The organism is Nostoc sp. LEGE 12454, from assembly GCF_056620565.1.
This window is the reverse complement of the sequence record NZ_JBWQXL010000005.1, coordinates 81753-102714: the sequence shown is the minus strand read 5'-3', so window position 1 is coordinate 102714 and position 20962 is coordinate 81753. Positions and strand designations below refer to the sequence as shown.

General features: G+C 40.5%; 18 protein-coding genes. 9 read left to right on the top strand and 9 right to left on the bottom strand.

Annotation, left to right across the window (positions count from 1 at the left end; all coding sequences use genetic code 11):
- Positions 1-75: 75 nt before the first annotated feature.
- The 3 genes from AC1F2U_RS07420 to AC1F2U_RS07410 form a co-directional block, all read right to left on the bottom strand.
- On the bottom strand, positions 76-765 hold the full coding sequence (locus AC1F2U_RS07420) for a YdcF family protein (protein ID WP_480260519.1): 690 nt from the start codon (positions 763-765) through the stop codon (positions 76-78).
- Positions 765-1421, bottom strand: coding sequence for a DUF2301 domain-containing membrane protein (locus AC1F2U_RS07415; protein ID WP_480260518.1), 657 nt, complete (start codon positions 1419-1421; stop codon positions 765-767). Before AC1F2U_RS07415 ends, AC1F2U_RS07420 begins: the two co-directional genes overlap by 1 nt.
- A 331-nt stretch (positions 1422-1752) precedes the next feature.
- Complete coding sequence (locus AC1F2U_RS07410; RefSeq protein ID WP_480260517.1) at positions 1753-2556, bottom strand: SAM hydrolase/SAM-dependent halogenase family protein; 804 nt, start codon at positions 2554-2556, stop codon at positions 1753-1755.
- A gap of 109 nt (positions 2557-2665) precedes the next feature.
- Here AC1F2U_RS07410 and pirA point away from each other — a divergent pair, with 109 nt between their 5' ends.
- Positions 2666-2821: an arginine synthesis PII-interacting regulator PirA gene (gene pirA / locus AC1F2U_RS07405; RefSeq protein ID WP_292738868.1), complete on the top strand. Its 156-nt coding sequence runs from the start codon at positions 2666-2668 to the stop codon at positions 2819-2821.
- Positions 2822-3191: 370 nt separating this feature from the next.
- Here pirA and AC1F2U_RS07400 read toward each other — a convergent pair whose 3' ends face one another.
- Positions 3192-3416 carry a hypothetical protein gene (locus tag AC1F2U_RS07400; protein WP_480260516.1) on the bottom strand — a complete coding sequence of 75 codons (225 nt, stop codon included), beginning with the start codon at positions 3414-3416 and terminating at the stop codon, positions 3192-3194.
- Positions 3417-3732: 316 nt separating this feature from the next.
- Here AC1F2U_RS07400 and AC1F2U_RS07395 point away from each other — a divergent pair, with 316 nt between their 5' ends.
- The 4 genes from AC1F2U_RS07395 to AC1F2U_RS07380 all read left to right on the top strand — a co-directional run bounded on the left by AC1F2U_RS07395 (position 3733) and on the right by AC1F2U_RS07380 (position 9815).
- Positions 3733-5853 carry a pentapeptide repeat-containing protein gene (locus AC1F2U_RS07395; protein WP_480260515.1) on the top strand — a complete coding sequence of 707 codons (2121 nt, stop codon included), beginning with the start codon at positions 3733-3735 and terminating at the stop codon, positions 5851-5853.
- Between the two features lie 451 nt (positions 5854-6304).
- Positions 6305-7816 (top strand): C-3',4' desaturase CrtD, encoded by a 1512-nt coding sequence (gene crtD, locus AC1F2U_RS07390; RefSeq protein WP_480260514.1) that lies wholly within the window; start codon positions 6305-6307, stop codon positions 7814-7816.
- A 120-nt stretch (positions 7817-7936) separates the two neighbouring features.
- Positions 7937-9043 carry a saccharopine dehydrogenase family protein gene (locus AC1F2U_RS07385; RefSeq protein ID WP_480260513.1) on the top strand — a complete coding sequence of 369 codons (1107 nt, stop codon included), beginning with the start codon at positions 7937-7939 and terminating at the stop codon, positions 9041-9043.
- Between the two features lie 382 nt (positions 9044-9425).
- On the top strand, positions 9426-9815 hold the full coding sequence (locus tag AC1F2U_RS07380; RefSeq protein ID WP_480260512.1) for a hypothetical protein: 390 nt from the start codon (positions 9426-9428) through the stop codon (positions 9813-9815).
- 137 nt (positions 9816-9952) lie between these two features.
- On the opposite strand, the gene AC1F2U_RS07375 is transcribed toward AC1F2U_RS07380, so the two are convergent.
- Positions 9953-11251, bottom strand: coding sequence for a cation:proton antiporter (locus AC1F2U_RS07375; protein ID WP_480260511.1), 1299 nt, complete (start codon positions 11249-11251; stop codon positions 9953-9955).
- Positions 11252-11768: 517 nt separating this feature from the next.
- On the opposite strand from AC1F2U_RS07375, the gene AC1F2U_RS07370 reads away from it, so the two are divergent.
- Together AC1F2U_RS07370 and AC1F2U_RS07365 are read left to right on the top strand one after the other, a co-directional pair.
- Entirely contained in the window at positions 11769-12038 is a 270-nt protein-coding gene (locus tag AC1F2U_RS07370) for a hypothetical protein (protein WP_069069307.1), read from the top strand.
- Between the two features lie 591 nt (positions 12039-12629).
- Positions 12630-13001 (top strand): hypothetical protein, encoded by a 372-nt coding sequence (locus tag AC1F2U_RS07365; protein WP_480260510.1) that lies wholly within the window; start codon positions 12630-12632, stop codon positions 12999-13001.
- Positions 13002-13074: 73 nt separating this feature from the next.
- On the opposite strand, the gene AC1F2U_RS07360 is transcribed toward AC1F2U_RS07365, so the two are convergent.
- On the bottom strand, positions 13075-14214 hold the full coding sequence (locus tag AC1F2U_RS07360; RefSeq protein ID WP_480260509.1) for a glycosyltransferase: 1140 nt from the start codon (positions 14212-14214) through the stop codon (positions 13075-13077).
- A 63-nt stretch (positions 14215-14277) separates the two neighbouring features.
- Positions 14278-15447, bottom strand: a complete 1170-nt coding sequence (locus tag AC1F2U_RS07355; protein WP_480260508.1) for a glycosyltransferase family 4 protein — start codon at positions 15445-15447, stop codon at positions 14278-14280.
- A gap of 472 nt (positions 15448-15919) precedes the next feature.
- On the opposite strand from AC1F2U_RS07355, the gene AC1F2U_RS07350 reads away from it, so the two are divergent.
- Positions 15920-18361 carry an NHL repeat-containing protein gene (locus tag AC1F2U_RS07350; RefSeq protein ID WP_480260507.1) on the top strand — a complete coding sequence of 814 codons (2442 nt, stop codon included), beginning with the start codon at positions 15920-15922 and terminating at the stop codon, positions 18359-18361.
- A gap of 223 nt (positions 18362-18584) precedes the next feature.
- Here AC1F2U_RS07350 and AC1F2U_RS07345 read toward each other — a convergent pair whose 3' ends face one another.
- On the bottom strand, positions 18585-18869 hold the full coding sequence (locus tag AC1F2U_RS07345; protein WP_480260506.1) for a DUF2470 domain-containing protein: 285 nt from the start codon (positions 18867-18869) through the stop codon (positions 18585-18587).
- 270 nt (positions 18870-19139) lie between these two features.
- Here AC1F2U_RS07345 and AC1F2U_RS07340 point away from each other — a divergent pair, with 270 nt between their 5' ends.
- Positions 19140-19895, top strand: coding sequence for a metallophosphoesterase family protein (locus AC1F2U_RS07340; protein ID WP_480260504.1), 756 nt, complete (start codon positions 19140-19142; stop codon positions 19893-19895).
- Between the two features lie 184 nt (positions 19896-20079).
- Here the strand turns inward: AC1F2U_RS07340 and AC1F2U_RS07335 are convergent, their stop codons facing one another.
- Positions 20080-20943 (bottom strand): M48 family metallopeptidase, encoded by an 864-nt coding sequence (locus AC1F2U_RS07335; RefSeq protein WP_480260503.1) that lies wholly within the window; start codon positions 20941-20943, stop codon positions 20080-20082.
- Positions 20944-20962 lie beyond the last annotated feature (19 nt).

The following is a 20962-nucleotide window of genomic DNA, read 5'->3' as shown; positions in this document are numbered from 1 at the left end:
GATTGACTGAAAAACCCCAAATCTAAAATTTAAAATTAAATGGCTACCGAAGCCAATCTTTCTGCTGTATTACTGTTAGGCTTTCCAATTCAAAAACCGTGCATAAAGATAAGCTATACCTTCATCAATAACCATCCGCACGCCTTCGCTTGAATTCCACCATTTGTTTGGATTATAATCTTGTGTTGTCGCAGCAATCACACCAACATTAATTTGAGGGTTAAGTATTTTTTTAAAAAGAAACCAACTCCTACGGGCATGAACGTCCAAGGAAAAAAGATTAATCGATTCTATCTTTAAATTTGAATTGGATAGCCAACGCTCAAATTCAGCAGCAGATGCATAACTACGATCTTTAACCACAAAAGGTGTCGGAACGGCTACTACTTTTTCTGCTTCTAAACCGAGTTTTATGAAGGTGTCAGCCGATACGTCTGCAAAGTTCTTGTATCCAGTAAGATAACTTCCTTTTCCTAATGTACCTCCGGTAGTAATTATTTGATGATAAGAACCGTTTTGAAATTCAGTCAAAGCTTCTTCTATAGCGTAATCTGGTAGCCATCCTTCAACAACTAATACTTCTGCTGATTGGATCGGGGAAGTTACGGCGAGAAATGAGTGTACATGACTAAAAATGAAAAATATTAAATAAACAATCAAAGCGATCGCAATCGCCCACCCTTGAGCCGTAAGTGTCCACATTTCTTGGCGTTTGATTAGTTTGATTTTGGGAAATTTTTGACACCGACGATTTTTTATCCGCATTAACCCTTCGCTAAACGTTGTTCTTTCAAGTAGGTAAACACAGATTTATCTCCAATATCAGCAGGAATTGCTTGGACTGTCTTTCGCAGGGCAAACACTAAAAATAATATCGCCCAAGTTCCTAATAAAATGCTTTCTGCCTGAGTTGGTAAAATTCCTACCAAATGTCCTAACAACAGTAGCGGTACAATCGGAGTTAATACTTTGGTTTCCAGGCGATTGAAGCAAAAAGCCTCTTTAAAATAAATACCTGTCAAAGCTACGAAGATAAAACCAACTCCAAATAAAGTAATTGGCTGATTGTAAACAGCAAGAGCTAAAGGTTCACTACTAGCGATCGCCAGAATCACTGATGCGATATTACCAATCGCCCAAAAAACTTGCAACGTTCGGTGCAGTGATGCCATATAGATATGGATGGTAAATAAACTTACACCAAGCGCGAGGCTAAAACAAGCATATAGAGGTGTCAGTAAAGTTACAACAGTTGGGTTATTGTTGAGTAAAATCAAGGCGCTGCCGATGGCAAAGCTCAGTGCTGCTACCATTAATCCAGCACGATAGATAATTACGCCAGTGCGATCGCTCTGAGTAATTGTAAATTCCCCAAACTGACCTTGATAAACTTCTGGTGCAGAGAGTGTTTGTGTAGTCATAGCTAAGAATATAATTATGATTTTCTAGTAGAGTACAACAGGAAATTGCTCAAAGGTTACTTTTATTATTATGAGCAATAAGGCGAACTTCATGTCACCATTCCTAAACTTACATCTTTTAGCAGTTGCTTTCTGGAAATTTTTGTCGAATTGCCACTGCCTACGGTGAATGAAAATGCTTGTTTTTAAGTGGTGTGTAGTTGCCTATCCTCCTTTTTATATCTAGAATTTTCCCTTTTCTTTGACTTCCCCACAAATCAGCAACAGGCACTTTGCAGGCTGGTGATTTTTCACTGTCTTAACTTTAGCAAGATTCACTGGTCTGATTTTCTTAAAAAAACAAGACTTCTAACGGATCTTGTAAATTAATCTGTAATTGTGAGTGAGCATATCCGCAATTAATAGCAATTTCTACCCAACCGTGACTGCCAACTAAAGCTATTATCTCTCCCACTTTTACCTCACTGTAAGTTTCACAGCCTGGTACACTCAATCCGGCAACTTGCACATACCAACTTTTGCCTTGCACGTAACTCGCTGGAATGTTACTCACTAAGTTGCCAAAGCGATCGATATATTGAATGCAACCGACTACACCAGTGGTTGTCTGCTTGCAGTTGCCTATATTCAGGTTTACCAAACTTACTGGATCGATTTCTTGCCCTAGCTGTTTGAGGGGGACACCACTAGCAAGATTAGCTGCCACTGGTGCAAAGATATCCCTACCGTGAAAAGTCTTGCTTGGTTGAGGAGTGCGCCAATAATTAAGATTTGTAAGTTCGACGGCTGCGATCGCAGGGCTTTGACTGAGTACCCCGCTAAAGATACCATTATCTGGGCCGACCAAAAACCCTTGAGCAAATTCTACTGCGATCGCCCGCCGCTTGCTTCCCACACCCGGATCTACTACCGCCAAATGCACTGTCCCAAGTGGGAAATGGGCATAAGCATTCATCAGGCTAAATCTGGCTGCGGCGATGTCTTGCGGCGGAATTTGGTGCGTTAAGTCTACCACCGTCAGTCTGGGGTTGATTTGGGCTATGACTCCCTTCATTATGCCTACATAAACATCGCGATCGCCGAAATCGCTCAGTAAAGTCACAAGTGGTTGTTCATCTATCTGGTTATTAGACATATTTTGGTAAAATTATATAAAAAATATATTTTCTGTAGCAACAGCTACAAAATGTGTGCTATGTTAAGAATACAAGACATAAATTGAAAAATTAAACTAGGTAATCACTATGAGTCAAAATAGACTACAAAGTTTGAGCAAGTCACGAGAAACTCACAGAGCGAATATTCAAAGAAGCCTAGAGCATCGCTTGGAAATAGCTAGAGCAAAAGGCGACGAACAGCTAATTCGTCAACTGGAAGCTGAAATGAGGTATTCCAGCTAAATCAAGTTTTCATTGTTCATAGTTTTGTTGTGCAACCCGCTACGGCGGGTTTTTTTTGTTTTTAGGGGGGTTTTCTGGCAATTCTGGTAAAAGCTTATCACCCTTACTCAAGCGACGAGATTGATTCCACTAAGCGAAAGTTCGTTCAACAATTTCTCAAAGGTATTGGTGAAGCGATGTCTATGATGGTCACTGAGCGGCTGGTGAGCGGAGTCGAACCATGCCGTACCACTTTGTGGAAGCAAGCTACGCGCAACGTCTCGTAGAGAAGTTCGGGCTGCGCCTACGCTCCTGTATCCGAATAATTAGCAGAACTTGAAACACCGCAATTAGTGAGTAATGTTGCAAAGTAGACTGCTCCCGTCATGAATTAGACCACTCCCATAAGTTCGGGAGCTACTCCCATAAGTTCGGGAACTGCTCCCATAAGTTCGGGAGCCACTCCCATAAGTTCGGGAACTGCTCCCATAAGTTCGGGAGCCACTCCCATAAGTTCGGGAACTGCTCCCATAAGTTCGGGAGCCACTCCCATAAGTTCGGGAGCTGCTCCCATAAGTTCGGGAGCCACTCCCATAAGTTCGGGAACTGCTTCCATAAGTTGTGAGACTGCTACAGTCGCAATATTGATAACTACAGGTTAAGTATGGTGACACCAACTTCAATATTGCTGATGATACCTTAAGCATTCAAAGGTAAGGGTACGCAGTCATGTGCCTATACCGCGTATTGCATTCAAAATTTTTATATTTTCCTTATTTTGCCAAAATCCGAAATATTGCACAGCAAACTTGTATAAAATCTCAGTGATACCAATTCTCTAAAATCCGTCACCAGATTCAAACCCCCAAACCCAGATTTAATATGACTTTCTGAATTACGAATTACGAATTACGAATTACGAATTAGTGATTATGCCGCCAGACTACTCCGGTCAAAATCTTCGAGGTCGCTCTTTTAAAGGTCAAGACTTGACTGGAGTCAACTTTAGTAAGGCAGATATTCGAGGAGCAAACTTTACCGAGGCTATTCTCAAAGATGCTGACTTCACGGGTGCCAACGCTGGGCTACAGATACATTGGGTAATTAAATTGCTAATAATATTACTTTTATTATCAGCATTATCAGGATTTGCTTCGGAGTACGTTATATACGGACTTTATTGCTTGATTGACCCTAGTCAACCTTATACAAGAACGGCTAGTGTCGCTACTTTAGTAGTACTTGTATTTTTCTTTTCTCTGACTATTTATAAAGGTTTAGATATATCTCTAAACATATCAATCTTTGTTAGTGCGATCGCTAGTTCCGTTGTCACCGCTACTATTAGCACCATTGTACATCTTCATGGTAACAATATGAGCAATGGTGTTTCATTTGCTGGTGCTATTGCTGCTGCTATTGTTGATGCTGGCGTTATTGATGGCGCTATCATTATTTTTGGTATAAATAAAGTTAATATTTATAATTTCGTTAGAGTTGCTTTTATTGTCGGTTTTGCTGCTTTCTGTAGTTCCAATATCGTAAGTGAAACAAGAGATAAAATTGATATTTTGTCTTTTCGTACCGTAACTGGCATAGTGATCGCCTTTATTATGTCATTAAGTATTTATATCGCATGGAATGCAATGAAAGGAGATGAAAGATATGACTTGATTCGTAAAATAGCAATAGCCTTTGCAGCTACAGGTGGAACCAGTTTTCGTAATGCCGATTTAACAAACGCTGACTTGACCGGCGCAACTCTCAAAAACACAGATTTCAGAGAAGCAAACCTGACAGGTACTTGTTTCTCTGAAGCCAAAAAACTTGACTTAGCCAGACTTGACAAGACTATATTAACTAATCCAAATGTTCTCAACTTACTTGTCACTGGTGATGGTAGAGGAAAATCTTATTCTGGTGCTAACCTTAAAGGCGCTAATCTTAAAAGTGCTAATTTAAAAAAAGCAAATCTAAAAGGCGCTGATATCGGTCAAGCCACGTTACAAGGAGCTTGTTTAGAGTGGGCAAACTTAACTCTTGCTCAAGCTGTTAGCACTAATTTTACCAATGCTAAAATGACTGGTGCTTGTATTGAAGCCTGGAATATTGAAAGTACAACTAAGTTAGATAATGTAGATTGTCGTTTTATATATCTTCTTGAAAACCCGAAGCCAGAAACAGATGACTGCGAACGCCGTCCTAATAGTGGCGAATTTCAACCAGGAGAATTTACTAAACTATTTGAAGAGGTTTTAAATACTGTTGATTTTATTTTCCGCAACGGGATAGACTGGAAAGCATTTGTTAGCGCCTTCCAAACAGTGCAAGACCAAAATGCAAACACAGAATTAGCTCTACAGAGTATTGAAAATAAAAGTGATGGGGTTGTTGTCGTTAAGGTTGCTGTACCTGTTGATGCCGATAAAGAAAAGATTCATAGCGATTTTACACAAAATTATCAACTGGCACTGCAAGCTGTAGAAGAAAAATATAAAGCACAATTACAAGCTAAAGATGAGCAAATAGTTATCTATCGCCAACAAAGTGGAGAAATGGCAGAGATTGTAAGATTATTAGCGAATAAGCCGATTAATGTTCAAGTTGACAATAAAGTTGAGAATAAAAATATGACTAACAGTAATGATGCCAGCCGCAAAATTGAAATTGGCAGTGTTGGCAGAGACTTTAATGCTAGTGGACAAGCTTTAAATTTAGGTGATATTAGCGGTACGGTAACAAATACCATCAACCAGTTACCAGCGTCTCCCGAACCAGAAAAACCGGGAATTAAGGAATTGTTAACGCAATTGCAAGCAGCAATTGAGGCTGATACAAACTTACTGCAAGAAGATAAAGCTGAGGCATTAGAGCAAGTGAAAGCTTTAGCAGAAGCCGGGAAAAGTCCCCAAGAGGGGGCGATGCAAAAGGCGGCGAAAACGGCTATGAAGATTTTGAAAGGGACAATTTCTAGTTTACCCAGTGCTACAAAGTTGGTTGAACAGTGTAGCAATCTGTTGCCGTTGATTTCAAATTTTTTGGGTTTAGGTTGATCCGTCGGTGATTCAAATCGCGGGATAATATAGCGATGTCTACGACGGGCTACGCCTACGCTCGTTTGTATGCAATAGACTTTGACCTCACTTCCATTCCTCTCTCCTCTTAGGCTACAGTGTACACACAAGTCTTCTAGAGTTGCCCCACAAGCTTTTGATCCCCCCAACCCCCCTTAAAAAGGGGGGCAAAAACTTCTCAAAGTCCCCCTTTTTAAGGGGGATTTAGGGGGATCTAACGTCGTTTTGTATCTTGTACAGAGATATGCGTACACCGTAGCCTAAGAGGAGAGAGGCTTTGAATCTTACTCCCCTTCCCTTATAGGGAAGGGGTTGGGGGTTAGGTCTGTATTGGACTCAACTGATAAATCGCACCTTTTGACCCTATTGAAGTCAGAGATTAAGGTAAAATTATAAGTAAAAGTATTAAGAATTTTAAAGAAAATAATCAATGTCCAGCATTTCTATTGACAAAAGTAACTCTCATGTCACCGTTATCGGTGCAGGAATAGGTGGACTGACTGCTGGAGCATTATTAGCTCATAGAGGTTACAATGTCTTAATTTTGGATCAAGCCCTCGTACCAGGAGGCTGTGCTTCGACCTTTAAACGCCAGGGATTTACCTTTGATGTGGGAGCAACTCAGGTAGCGGGGTTGGAACCAGGGGGAATTCACCACCGGATTTTCTCAGAATTGTCAATAGATTTGCCACAAGCAACGCCTTGCGACCCTGCTTGTGCGGTGTATTTACCTGGGGAAACCACACCCATCAACGTTTGGCGCGACCAAGAGAAATGGCAAGAGGAACGACAAAAACAGTTTCCTGGTAGCGAACCATTTTGGCAGTTGATGGCAACCTTATTTGATGCTAGTTGGGAATTTCAAGGACGCGACCCGGTACTACCACCGCGTAATTTATGGGATTTGTGGCAGCTAACTCAGGCGGTGCGTCCGAGTACATTAATTACCGTACCCTTCACCTTGTTTACGGTAGGAGATGCTTTACGGTTATGTGGATTGGGAAATGACCGACGGCTGAGAACTTTTTTGGATTTGCAACTGAAGCTATACTCCCAGGTGGATGCAGACGAGACAGCATTGCTTTATGCCGCAACGGCGTTGAGTGTATCCCAACTGCCCCAAGGATTGTTTCACCTCCAGGGAAGTATGCAAGTATTAAGCGATCGCCTGGTACAATCCTTAGAAAGAGATGGCGGCAAGTTATTGATGCGCCACACTGTAGAAGAAATTAAAGTAGAAAACGGCAAAGCTACTGCTGTAGTTATTAAAAATCAGAAAACTGGCGAAATTTGGACAGAAGCAGCCGACCACATAGTTAGCAACGTCACCGTGCAAAACTTGGTGCAATTATTGGGAGAACAAGCGCCATCTGGTTACAAAAATCGGGTGGAAAAACTGCCCCAAGCATCGGGTGCTTTTGTGGTTTATTTGGGTGTAGATGCCAGCGCGATTCCGCCTGAATGCCCTCCCCACTTACAATTTCTGTACGATGCTGATGGCCCCATTGGCGAGAATAATTCCCTGTTTGTTTCCGTCAGTCATCCTGGAGATGGTCGCGCACCGGAAGGGAAAGCGACAATTATCGCTTCTTCATTTGTCGATCCCGCACAGTGGTGGCAAACTGATGATTATGAAGGACTAAAAGAAAAGTTTACCCAAGAAGCGATCGCTCGTCTTGCTCAATACTTCTATCTCAAACCAGAAACGATTATTCATCAAGAAGCCGCAACACCCCGCACCTTTGCCCATTTTACAGCCCGCGATCGCGGTATAGTTGGCGGTATTGGTCAAAGGATTCCCACCTTTGGCCCCTTTGGATTCGCCAATCGGACACCCATCCAGAATTTGTGGTTAGTTGGTGACTCCACCCATCCCGGCGAAGGTACTGCTGGGGTGAGTTATTCTGCGCTAACAGTAGTCAGGCAAATTGAGGCGCAATAACTTATCAAATACCAATAATTAAAAAGTCTTCCTTCCTTAACAGGCAAGTCATACTTATAACCGATGGCAAACAGGACACAAAACTGGTCAAATTAAGTTATTGTTGCGAATGCTGGAGTAATGACAGACAGCGTTTTAATTCTTGGTGGACGGGGGCGGATTGGTAGCAGTGTTGCTCAGGATCTCGCTACCCATACGCAGGCTCAAATTACGATTACTGGACGTTCTGCGGAGTTTGGGAAGGCTGTTAGCTTGTCTTCAGGAGGACAAGTGCAGTTTTTGGTGTTGGACTTGGCAGAAGTTGACAAGTTGCGAGATGCGATCGCAAACTCTAATTTAGTCATCCATTGTGCCGGGCCATTTCACTATCGAGATACTAATGTTCTCGAAACCTGTATTGCTCAAGGCGTTAATTATGTAGATGTCAGCGACCATCGTTCTTATACCAGCAAAGCTCTCAAGTATAATGAACAAGCTGCTGCTGCTGGCGTGACAGCAATTATTAATACTGGCATTTTCCCTGGTATTTCTAACAGCATGGTACGTCAAGGTGTTGAACAATTTGATAAACCAGAAAAGATCCATTTAAGTTATTTAGTTTCCGGTTCTGGCGGTGCTGGCATTACAGTGATGCGAACAACTTTTCTTGGGTTGCAGTATCCTTTTGAGACTTGGATAGATGGAAAATGGAAGATAATTAAGCCTTATAGTGAAAGAGAATTAGTTGAGTTTCCACCGCCTTATGGACGCACTGGAGTTTACTGGTTTGATATGCCAGAAACCTTTACACTGCCCCATGCATTCCCATCAGTGAAAACTGTAATTACTAAGTTTGGTTCCGTTCCAGATTTTTACAATCACCTAACTTGGATTGCTGCACATATTTTTCCCAAGTGGTTAATGCAGCGTCGTTACATGATTGAATTTCTGTCTCATGTCAGCCATTCAATGACAGATGTCACTAATAATTTTAGTGGAATTGGAGTAGCAGTTCGTTCTGAGGTTACAGGGCAGAAAAATGGTGAAACAGCCGTTTATTGCTCAACTGTAGTCCATGAAAATACAGCTGTGGCTTCTGGTTGCGGCACAGGTAGTATTGCCCAGTTATTGCTAGAAGGTAAACTCAAGAAACCAGGTGTTTTTGCTGTGGAAGAAGCACTACCAACAGATTTATTTGAAGAGGTAATGCAAAGCCGAGGAATAAAAATTAATCGCAGTTGGTCATAAATGTCTATCCGATAAGAAAGTAAAATATCAGTCTACTTGAGCAGACTTGAGCTATTATTCCAGAATTGGAGTTCTACACGGTAGTTAGTAAGCACGAAAATTTGGGACTATAGCGATTCTCATTTTAAACAGGTATACGGGTAAGATTACACAACTTTGTGCTACTACTAAATCATTTGTAAACCACGAGATCCTCGACTTCTTAGAGAAGTCGAGGATTTTAGTCTTGTCGATAATATTACTATAAAAACTAAAAATTAATATACCTTGAGATAGAAGAAAGAACTGTACCTAAACACTTAGGATGCCTGTGAGCCTAAGATATTTAATCTATCTTCCACCTCAAAAGGCTCATAACAAAAAGATTAGGAGATTTTTTTTCATGCAAAAAATTCTATTAAGTTTAAAACAAGCATTACATTCAAGCTTTTTGGTTATTATCTTGATGGTTTTCATCAGCTTGTCAGGTTCTTTCATTTTTGTTCAGCAAACTAGTCATGCAACTACTCTTGAAGAATTAAAACTAATACCTCCAGAGTATAAACCAAATTCTGAAGAAAAAATTAATCGTGCTAATGAATACGATCCAGGTGTTGGCATTCAAGAACAAGACAGACAAGAAGCTTATGAGCAAGCAAAAAAAGATTCAAAAAACCTCACTACTATAGAGAAGACTTACGAAAGAAATTTAAAAGCTGAACAAAAACAAAATCCCCCAGAAAGTTTTGGTGAAAAAGCGAAAGAAGTTATTGAAAAAGTGACAGGTAAATAGGGAATATAGACCTAACCCGAACTCCTTTCTTACAAAGAAATCAGAATTTAAGACTCAAAGCGCCTCTCCAGTTTGAAGCAAGTTCATAAAACTAAATTGTAGTGACTTTCCACACAGTCGCTACAATTTAATTTTTTTTACTCAAATTCATCTATTGTGGTGGGAGCAGTAGTCTTTTGATTGTTAGCAAAATTGCGCTCATACCACTTCATTAATGGAGTTGAACTAATGCCATGCACAATTACCGAGGCCACAATAGTAGTGTAAGTTATCCAAGCAATTTGTTCGGCTGCCTCACCTTTCAAACCATGACCAAAGGCATAGGCTAGATAATATAAAGAACCAACACCGCGAATCCCAAACCATCCAAATAACAATCGAGTTCCTGGGTGGAAGGTTCGGCGGCGTGAATCTAGAGGACGTTTACCTATTGTGCTAATCCAAACTCCTAAAGGTCTGACGATCAAGAATAACAAAATTATCACTAATAAAGATTGCATACCATAATTGAGTATTGGTTTCAATAATAATATTGAACCCAATAGTAAAATTGTCCCAACTTCTAGTAGCTTTTCGATTTGCTCAACAAATTCTAATTGTTGTATCGGTTTTTCAGAATTTCTGTAACTGCGTTGGACAACTAAGCCAGCAACAAATACCGCCAAAAATCCATAGCCATTAACCATTTCTGTTAACGAATAAGTTAGTAGAATTGTGCTGATAGCAATAAAATCTTCCATTAACTCATCAGCACGACGGCGTTTTTGAACTTTTTGTTCAATCCAAACTATAGATTTGGCAACAACAATCCCCATAATAATGCCAGATGCGATCGCCCATATTAAATCAACTGTAATCCACTGTTGAAACCAGTTACCCCAGTTGTCATCTTCTAAGGCATGAATGCCAAAATAAACGAAGGGAAAAGCTAAAGCATCATTTAATCCACCTTCAGAGGTTAAACCAAATCTCAACTCATCTTGGTCATTTATACTGGTCAATTGTACTTCTGATGCTAATACTGGATCTGTCGGTGCGAGAATTGCTCCTAATAAAATTGCTTCTCCCCAATTCATTCCTAAAAACAATTTACCCACAACAGCCAGAGCAAAAATTGAAATTGGCATCAGAAATACAATCAATCGCACTGTAATATCCCAAACCCCCAACTTTAGAGGCCGAACAATTCTTAAGCCGCAGCTAAATACAGAAATAATTACGACAAGTTCTGTTATTCTCTCCAGCAGTTCGGTGTTAAAAACGTCATCCCGACGTAATTGAATCAGCCCTAAGCCATAAGGGCCTAGAAAAATACCAACCACTAGGTAGATGATGGCAAAAGAAAGGGGTAAGCGAGTAATCCAACCCGACCCTAAAGTTACCATCAGTAAAAGTAGACCAATTACAAATAGGTCAATAATATAGATATCTACCATATAGCGATTTACATAAATATAAGGTGTTGCTTTGTAAGCTTAGTTGCAATAGCTTTGTATTAGAATTTACCTATGGACAGATTTTCTAGGATTAGGAATTTAGAGACATCAGTAAATTGGAGAAGAAAAGAATAGATAAATTTGGCGTTGGCTTTGCCCATCATAGACATTGCGCTTTGATTATTTGTTATAAGTCCTTTAACTAATCGGATGTAGCACGGGAATATAGCTAAGACACATTTATACGCTCTATGCAAGGCCTTGCGCCCCTACGGCACGTGTGGTTCAAGTACATGAAAACTGCTGTAAGACCGTAGAGGGGAGGGGTTTTTGAGCTTTCCGCATAGATTAGGGAATATAGCAATTAGCTGGACATGATATATTTCCTACTTTCTGACTCAGAGATCGCCCAATTTAGTACAAATATACTATAATAGATATAGCGTCCACAAAGCCTAGCCAAATGCATAATGGCTCTGTGAAAACCTTCTGGAAGATGGATTCAAGGGTTAGTTCGATGATGAAGCATTATATTCTCAACCTCAATCCGACTGCCAAGCATGAATGGGATCGGTGTATTTTACGTGACCCGCTGACTGCCAAACGCCCAGACATTGCTAAACTCATTGCCGAAGCAGTTGGTGCTGATACAGGTAGTTATTTGGTCAGTGTGAATATTGAAGTTCAAGTTTTGCAGCAAGCGGCAGTACCTCAAGCCGAACAACTCTCGCTTTCATTTCCAGAGGTGAGTGTGCCCTCACAACCACAACTGCGGGAAGCAGCTTGAGCCAAAGTTCAGAATTTAGCAGAAAATAATTAGCCTGCTTATGCAGGCTTATTTTATTAGCCGCAGACTTCAATCTGACGGCTAAATAATTCATGGGTATATGGGCGGACTTAATCTTCAAAGGCAAAATTAATTGGTGTTATTCAAAAGACATCTTCAGAAATGAATGACGATCGACATTCATTTCCACTCCTATGTCTAAAGCTAATTTGAAAAACTTGGTGAGGTACAGATAATCGTAAAGGCACAACATATTGTGCCCCTACCCATGTACTTCATTTACCTGAAATACCCTGTATAAAGATGAATGAGGTTTAAATTTCAAATTTTTTGATAGTTTATTTGAACTTGATTTTTGCTAAATTTTCGGAAGAAGACTGTAAATAATTAGTGGGAAATAATTGGCACACCTGCACTTCAGACATCGCTTTTCCTCCCCTAATTCAATACATTTGGGCTATAATATATATATAGCTTCCACCAAGCTGAGTTAAGTGTAAAACTGCTCTGTGACAGCCTTTTGGTAAATGGATTCAAGGGTTTGTCTTATACTTAAACACTACATTATTGACCTGAGAGGAAAATTATTAAATGATGCAACTGAGTCATTATCCAGCTGCGATCGCACAAGCTGCTCAACGGGCTAATGAAATAGATTCTCAGTTGATGGCAGTGCAGCATCAAGTTAACCGATTTGAAGGCAATGCAGACCGCATCGCCGCCTTTGAGATGGATTTGAAGAATGATGCTCAACGCAAGGCTCGCCGCTTTGAGGTGCTGCTTGTGAATCAGGAATATCAAAAGGCAATAGACACTCAAATTCGATTAACTGTTGATAAAGCCAATGCGATCGCTCATTTGGAATATCTGCGTAACCAGTTTAGTGTAGCTAAGTTGGAAGCAAGATTAGCGATCGCTCAACAACTTTCTGATTTTGAGTCTCGTGAATTAGTTGGTTTGTAATCACACCCACCAACCCCAGATTTACATCTGGGGTTATCTAAACAAAATCGGCGATCGTAGATTAGGCAAATAATTATAATCTGTGGGACAGTAATTGGGAAATTTGCTGATTAATAGTTGCAACATCAAAACGCCGACTAGCAGTAGTCCTGGCATTATTGGCTATAGTCGCAGTTATTTCTGTCTCCTGTAAGCAAGTGATAATTACTTGTGCAAGTTCCTGGGGTTTTCCTGGTGTCACTAAAAAACCATTAAGTCCATGTTCTACTAACTCCATTGCACCCCCAGCTTTGGCTGCAACGACAGGTTTTTCACATAACATCGCCTCTACAATCACTCTACCAAAGGGTTCTGGCGAAGTAGAGGTATGTGCCACCAAGTCACAAGCTGCCATTAACTGGGGAATATCAGAACGAAATCCTAAGAATTTGACGCGATTTTCTAATCCCAGTTCACTAACTTGTTGGTGTAACTTTTGGACATAATCTTGTTCGCCAAACAGTGCATCACCCACTAAAATTGTTATCACATCATGGGGGCATTTAGCAAGGGCATCAATTAAAATATGCTGGCCTTTCCAAGGTGCAAGACGGCTAAAGTGTCCAACAACAAATTTCCCTTCTAATCCTAACTGTTGCTGTAATTGTTTAATATCAGACTCATCAGTTTGATAATTTTTGGGATTAAAGCCGTTATAAACAACTTCGATGATATCTGGGCGTCCTCCTGCTTGTACAAAAGCAGTTTGACTAGCTTGAGAATTAGCAATTACTAATGATGCAAAACGATTTGCTAAATTAACAGCAATGTGAAGATTAGTTGGGCTAAAATGTTCTTTGGAAAGAATATCATGTAAATGATAAACCAGAGGGCGACGACTGAAAAAACTTGCCAATGCACCGACAACTAATGCTTTTTGGGTGTTGGCATAGATTAAATCGTATTCACGTACTTTTTTAACTACCTTAGTAATCAGAGGTGCAAGTTGTCCCAAACTCTTGAATCCTTGTAGCCAACTGCTTTCTTTGCGAACTTGGATTGCTTGAGTTGCGAGAACTTCTACTGGGATATGATTTTGTTGTAGTAAATCTTTGAACGAGCCATCTGCAAATAAACCCACTAAAGCGCGATCGCCATAAGGTTTAGCAATATCTATTAAACATAATTCGGCACCGCCTGGTTTACCGCTTTGATCTAAGAAAATAATTCTCATTAAACTTGTATTTTATCTAATTTGGCTTATGTAGTATCCCTAGAATTTATTAAACTTACTTGTTTAAGCTAATAAAACATTCCGTATTTGCTGGGCAATTTGATTCCAGTCGTAGTGTGTGGCCGCGTACTGGCGACAGGCCAATCGTGAAGGTATGGGGATATTACCCAAAAGTGCTTGTTCTAATTTTTCAGCAATGGCTGATGCTTCTGTTGAAGTCGTAATTAAATCTGGTGAAAATTCTGATAAAATTTCTGGCATTCCCCCAACTGGAGTACATAAAACAGGAGTACCACAGGCTAGAGACTCAACTATTACTAATCCAAATCCCTCAAAAGATTGGCTAGGCATAATAGTCAACTCAGCCGCTTGATAAGCTATAGGTAATTGCTCATCAGGGAGAAAACCTAAAAATTTAACGTTGTCATCTAGTCCTAATTCTGTAGCCTGTTGTTGTAGCGCAGCTTGGATGTGACCGCGACCTGCGATCGCTAGCCAAACATCTGGTATTCTGGGCTTAATTATAGCCAGAGCTTGCAATAATTTGTCAACTCCGGTTCGATGTACTAAACGGCGTGATGTGAATATAATCCGGCGATTATTAGGCCAACCTAGCTTTGCACAAGCCTCTTGGGGTGATAAATTTGGTTGAAACCAATTAATATCAACTCCACCAGGAATAACATGAATTTTGCTCCACGGTACTTGATATTTATCATGTAAAATTTTACCAAAAGCTTTGCTCAAAACAATGAAGCGATCGCAGCGATTATAAGTGTTTTGTTCTATTAGCCAGTGTTTGATTAAAAGACTGAGGTTTTTGTTAACTACCTCTTGCTGACTCTCAGAAGCCCAAGGGCCATGAAAGTTAAAAGTAACTGGTACTCCCTTTGGTAAAATATCTAAAATTGGAAAGCTGTATAATGCAAAGTGCAAATTAATAGCATCTGGTTTGCTAGTTCTTGTTTTCTGGAAATTCGTGCGAATTGACCATAATCTTTGCCAAATAGCACTATCGGGACTCGCCAAATTAGTCAGCTTAATCGGCGAATTTAGTTCAGTTTCTGGTAAACCGACTCCGCATAATTCAATCCGATCGTGATTTGCAGCTAATTTATGAGTTAGTTCATAAATATACCTTTCTAATCCTCCGGGACTTTTGGGAAACCAGCCTAATCCCAGAGTGAGAATAGATGCAGATGATGAAGTAAAATTTTTTGGTTTATTTTCCACTAATGTATCTCCTATAAATATACTAAAACAAGCGCACATCTGCGCGCTTTTACATCTGTATTTAAGCTTGAATCAATAGAATTTATGAATCCACATTACCAATAATAATTCTTATATATAAAACCAATTTATAAACTATTTATATACCAACGTCAACAAGGATTTAAATCTGTGTTTTTATTAACTAGATAATACTGAGTTAGCTATATATGATACCTATTAATTCAGAAATGTGAATGCTATATAGGGAGAGAACAAAGCTGGTATAAAGCAAGAAATATAGAAACTTTTTTGTATTAATATTTACCATTAGGATGTAAAAATAAGTAAAGATTAATACCTTAACTCGACTATATCCATTCTTGTCGCAACCCAAACATAGACCGGATCTTAACCACTTCAAAATAGTTATATTTTTTTACGGATTTCAGAAACAATGATTGTATATAAATAATTAAAGCCTAAAAATTATATGATAAATAAATTACTGACGCAGTTAAAAAAACTCCGTCCTCATCTCAATCAACACATCAAAAAATTATCTAATACTAGATATTTGCAAAGAAATAAAACTTTCAACTTCTTACTCAGTCTGACTATTGGAGTCATTGTTACTACCCTTGGAATTACAACAGACTGGGCGACAACTGGAACACGCACGCTTACACATAATACTATTGGTAGCGAACATCTGTGGGTACAAAATAATACTAAAATACCCACGCTTACACACAAAATATCGTCAATAAATAATACTATTGGTAGCGAACATCTGTGGGGACAAAACAATACTGAAATACCCACGTTTACACACAAAATATCGCCAATAAGTAATACTATTGATAGTGAAAATTTCCGGATACAAAACAATACTGAAACACCCGCGCTTAACTACAAAACATCGTGGATAGGTAATACTATTGGCAGTGGAAATCTGCGGGTACAAAACAATATTGAGGGCATGTATGTTGCTCCTGATGGCACAGTTTATACCAATAGCCATTGGGATGAGGCGGCAATGGAGGCAGGAATATATAAAGATGGTAAGGTTATTGCTGCCCTTGGGGATACTCACGGCTGGAGTCGTGGCGGTGGCAAAGCTGTAACCGCAAATAGTAAATATGTTTACATTGCCATGACTCAAGGTTCGAGGGGCGATACAAAAGAAGATTATCCGCCAGAAGGAATAACTTGGTATAGCGTTAGACGCTATGACTTATCAGGAAAACCTGCGCCGTTTCCGAATGGGCGTGGTTGGGATAAAAGTATGTTGATTACCAGTACTAAAAGTGAAGTGACTGGATTAGCAACTGTGGGAAGCGAGTTGTATGTGAGTGATTTTGCTGCTAACCGCATTCGTGTTTATGATACTGAGACGATGAAGCAACTCCGCAGCTTTACCTTTGCTAATCCGGGAGCAATAACTATCGATCCACAAAAAAATCTGTGGATTATTCAAAGTAAAAGTGGTGGTAAGCCTGCAAAAATTCTCCATTATTCCCAAAGTGGAAAGCAATTGCCCCAACAGATTGCAGATATCGTCGAACCAACTGCGATCGCTATTAATCATCAAGGTAAGCTGTTAGTAGCAGAAAATGGCCCGCGTCAGCAAATGTTGACTTATGAGATCAAAGATCGACCAGTGCAGGTGAGTAGTTTTGGTTCTAAAGGCGGTATCTATGCAGGAGTTCCTGGTGAAGTTCGAGATTTGAAACTTTACGGACTTACCGGAGTTGGTACAGATGCTTCCGGCAATATCTATATAAATAGTAATGGTTTCAACAAATCAGGGACAGATTTGCGGAAATTTTCGCCATCGGGAAAACTAATGTGGCGATCGCTGGGATTGATATTCGTCGATAATGCAGATGCCGATCCTAAAACTGATGGTGTAGATTTATTCACCAAACAAGAACACTATCTGATGGATTACAGTAAGGCTGCTGGTAAGCAATGGAATTACAAAGCCTACACCTTAAATGCTTTCAAATATCCTCAAGATCCACGTCTGCATACATCACCAGATGGAACCTTTGTTCGCCGCATTCAAGGGAAGCCGTTTTTGTTCCTCACAGATATGTATAACAGCTTTCTGCAAATCTATCGTTTTAATCCCGCCACAGATGGTAAAGTTGCTATCCCCGCCGGCATGTTTGTTGGTACTAATAGCGCAGATAAACCATTTTTCACTGGAAATTGGCCGCCACATCAACCAGAACAGGGAGAATGGATCTGGCGCGATCGCAACGGTAATGGCAAATTTGAAAAGAACGAATACGATCGCAGCAAAGATTATCCTCATCTCGGCGGCTGGTGGGTAGACAGCAAAGGAGATGTTTGGAAAGCTTTGCGAACAGAAGATGGCATTCGACATTATCCTCTACAGGGAATAGATCCTAAAGGCAACCCCATTTACAGCTATAGTTCGATGAAAAAGCAAACTACTCCCAAAATATTTAACGACTTGCGGCGGCTCGAATATTTCCCTGAAACAGATAGTATGTATTTGTCAGGCTTTACGGTAGATCGCCCTGCATTTGGTGACGATGCTGGAGTTGCTGGATCTGAGATTGCCCGTTTTGACAATTGGAGTAAAGGGAATCGTACTCCCAAATGGCGGATTGTAATTCCCTACGACAGCACCGGGAAGCGTGAAGTGTCTACAGCAGCAATCAGTGTGGCGGGAGACTATGTATTTGCCGTGACAGTCAAAACCGCAGAGGTATATGTCTACAATGCCAAAACGGGAGCGCAAGTACAACAGTTAAAACCAGGCCCAGAAGTTGGCAGCGAAAGTGGCTGGATTGATATACCCTACGGGATTCGCGCTTTTCGGCGTTCCAATGGTGAGTATTTAGTATTTGTGGAAGAAAATTGGAAAGGAAAAGTGATTATGTATCGGCTGGCGGGGTGAGTATTTACAGCAATTACGACATAACGCAGCTTTCAATACTGCTCGGTTAAGAATTTTAAACTGGAATTTGGTTTGGGGGAAAAGGGAAAGGGGGAAGGGGTAAAGGTATGGAATTTTCCCTTCCCCTTTAACCTTTAACCTTTCCCCAGTCTAGTATTGCTATATGTACAAAAATATGTGATTAAATATATCGCAGATTTAGTGTCAATTATTTTGTCATTTTCTATTTAGCCTTCACCCGCGCCTGCTTCACCATTGCAATCAAAGTTTGATGAGCATCTTCCGCATCTACTAAAACACGATCGAATTGAATGCGAACTGGTACAGTTTCCCCATTTACTTGCGCTGTTAAATCCATACCCTGTGCATCAATTGACAGCATTTCGGCTGCGATCGCATCTGTTAAACCACCAAAAGCTTTAGCATAAATAACTACAGCATCAGCATGATCGTCATTCATGTGCTTGCAGATGCGCGAACTAATTTCAGCAGAAAAACCATTAGACATTGTGAACTTAAAAGTGATGAATATGGCAAGAGCCTAAATTCTCAGCTAAGTAGTTTAAATTAGCAGAAAAAGCTAGTCTTACACGATCATTATTATAAGTTATATCTGAAAAACAATTGCTGTTGTATATATTTGATAAGTTAAGTTTATTACTAGTACAAAAATTAAATTAAAATAAGCATTATCCAGTATTTTTACCTTTCATTGCGGAAACCAGACAGCGTAAACTGTAGCAGAAGTATTAGCCAAAATTATTGCAGCTAAGAGACAATGAGCGAAACTAGCCCCAGACGAATTGTAATTGGGGATGTGCATGGACACTATGAAGGTTTAATGACACTGTTGGAGGCGATCGCCCCCACGTCAGAAGATCGAGTCTATTTTCTGGGAGACTTAATCGATCGCGGCCCTCACAGTGCACAAGTAGTTAATTTTGTCAAGCAAAATAACTACTCATGTTTGTTGGGAAATCATGAGCAGATGTTACTAAGCATTCTGACCAATGAAAGGACTTCCTCTTCGACGATGCAAGCATGGCTGTTTGGTGGAGGGCAAGCTACCGTGGCCAGTTACCAAGAGGCTCCAATTCCTGATGACCATCTGGATTGGTTAAAAGCTTTGCCTACATACCTTGACTTGGGAGATATTTGGTTAACTCATGCTGGTGTTGACCCTTCCAAGTCGGTGGCAGAACAAACTGCCGATGAACTGTGCTGGATACGAGAGGAATTTCACAGCATTGAAAAACCCTACTTTCCAGATAAGCAAATTATCATCGGTCACACCATTACCTTTACCCTGCCAGGTGTTTCTCCTGGTAAACTGGCCCAAGGAAAGGGATGGCTAGACATAGATACTGGCGCTTATCATCCCCGGAGTGGCTGGTTGACTGGACTAGATGTGACAAATCAGTTGGTTTATCAAGTTAATATCTTTAAAAACTATATCCGTACCCTGCCTTTAGAAGAGGTTGTAAGTACAGTCGATCCAGCCAAAATTAAAGTCGATCGCCGCAATAGGAATTGAGGAATATTTGAAATGAGGGGGAGAAATCAATTAAAAATTCAAAATTTAAAATTCAAAATTAAAGAACTTCTGCCCCCTGCCTGGTTGTTGAGCGTAGTCGAAATACTGCCTCCTGCCTCCTAACTCCTGCCTTCTGCCTCCTGCCTCCTGCCTCCTGACTTCTATCTCCTCTTTCCCAATTCCGTTAAGACTTCGCTAATGGTCGAATATTTGCTTTATAACTAGCATTATCCAAGCCAGATTTTCCATTACTAGGTTGAGAGTTAATTGCACGTCTGAGGGCATCAATGCGATCGCTGGTTCCGGGGTGTGTACTCAAAAATGTCGGACTGGAACCACCCTTTTTCAGCAGCTTTTGCATAAAAGAGACCATTGCTGACTGGGCATAACCAGTACGTGTCAAAGTTCGTAGTCCTCTTTGATCGGCCTCAAATTCATTTTTACGACTGCGTGGTAAGTCTCGCGCTATCTGTACACCAATTTGCACTGCGGAATTTCGATCTAAGCCAGCCGCCGTTAATAGACCACTTTCGAGGGCTTTTTGCTGCATCTGCTTGACTACGTGTTTCCCGCCAATATGACCAATTTCATGAGCGAGTACACTTGCCAGTTCCGCTTCATTGTCTGCGGTTTTCAGCAAACCCGTGTGGACATATACATAGCCGCCCAAGGTCGCAAAGGCGTTAATAGCGTCATCCTCAACTATTTGAAAAGTATAGGGGAGATCGGGGCGATCGCTATTCGCTGCTAAACGCCGACCAACTTGTTCTACATAACGATTCACTTCGGGATTGCGGTAAAGTCGGACTTGACTGCCGACCAATTCCTGATTAATCTGCTTACCAAGATCAACTTCTTGATTAGGGGATATATTAGAAAGCTGAAATGCCTGAACTCCTTGGAGTAAAAGAGGCAAGAAATCTAAAGTTCTTCCAGGCAAGGGTGTACTCAGGCACAGACTCAGGGCGACTACCACTGAAATTAGGGGATAAAACCAGCGACGCCGCCATACACGGTAATTTGCAGCAAAACCTTTCCAATTGAACATAATACGCTTTGAAGATTAT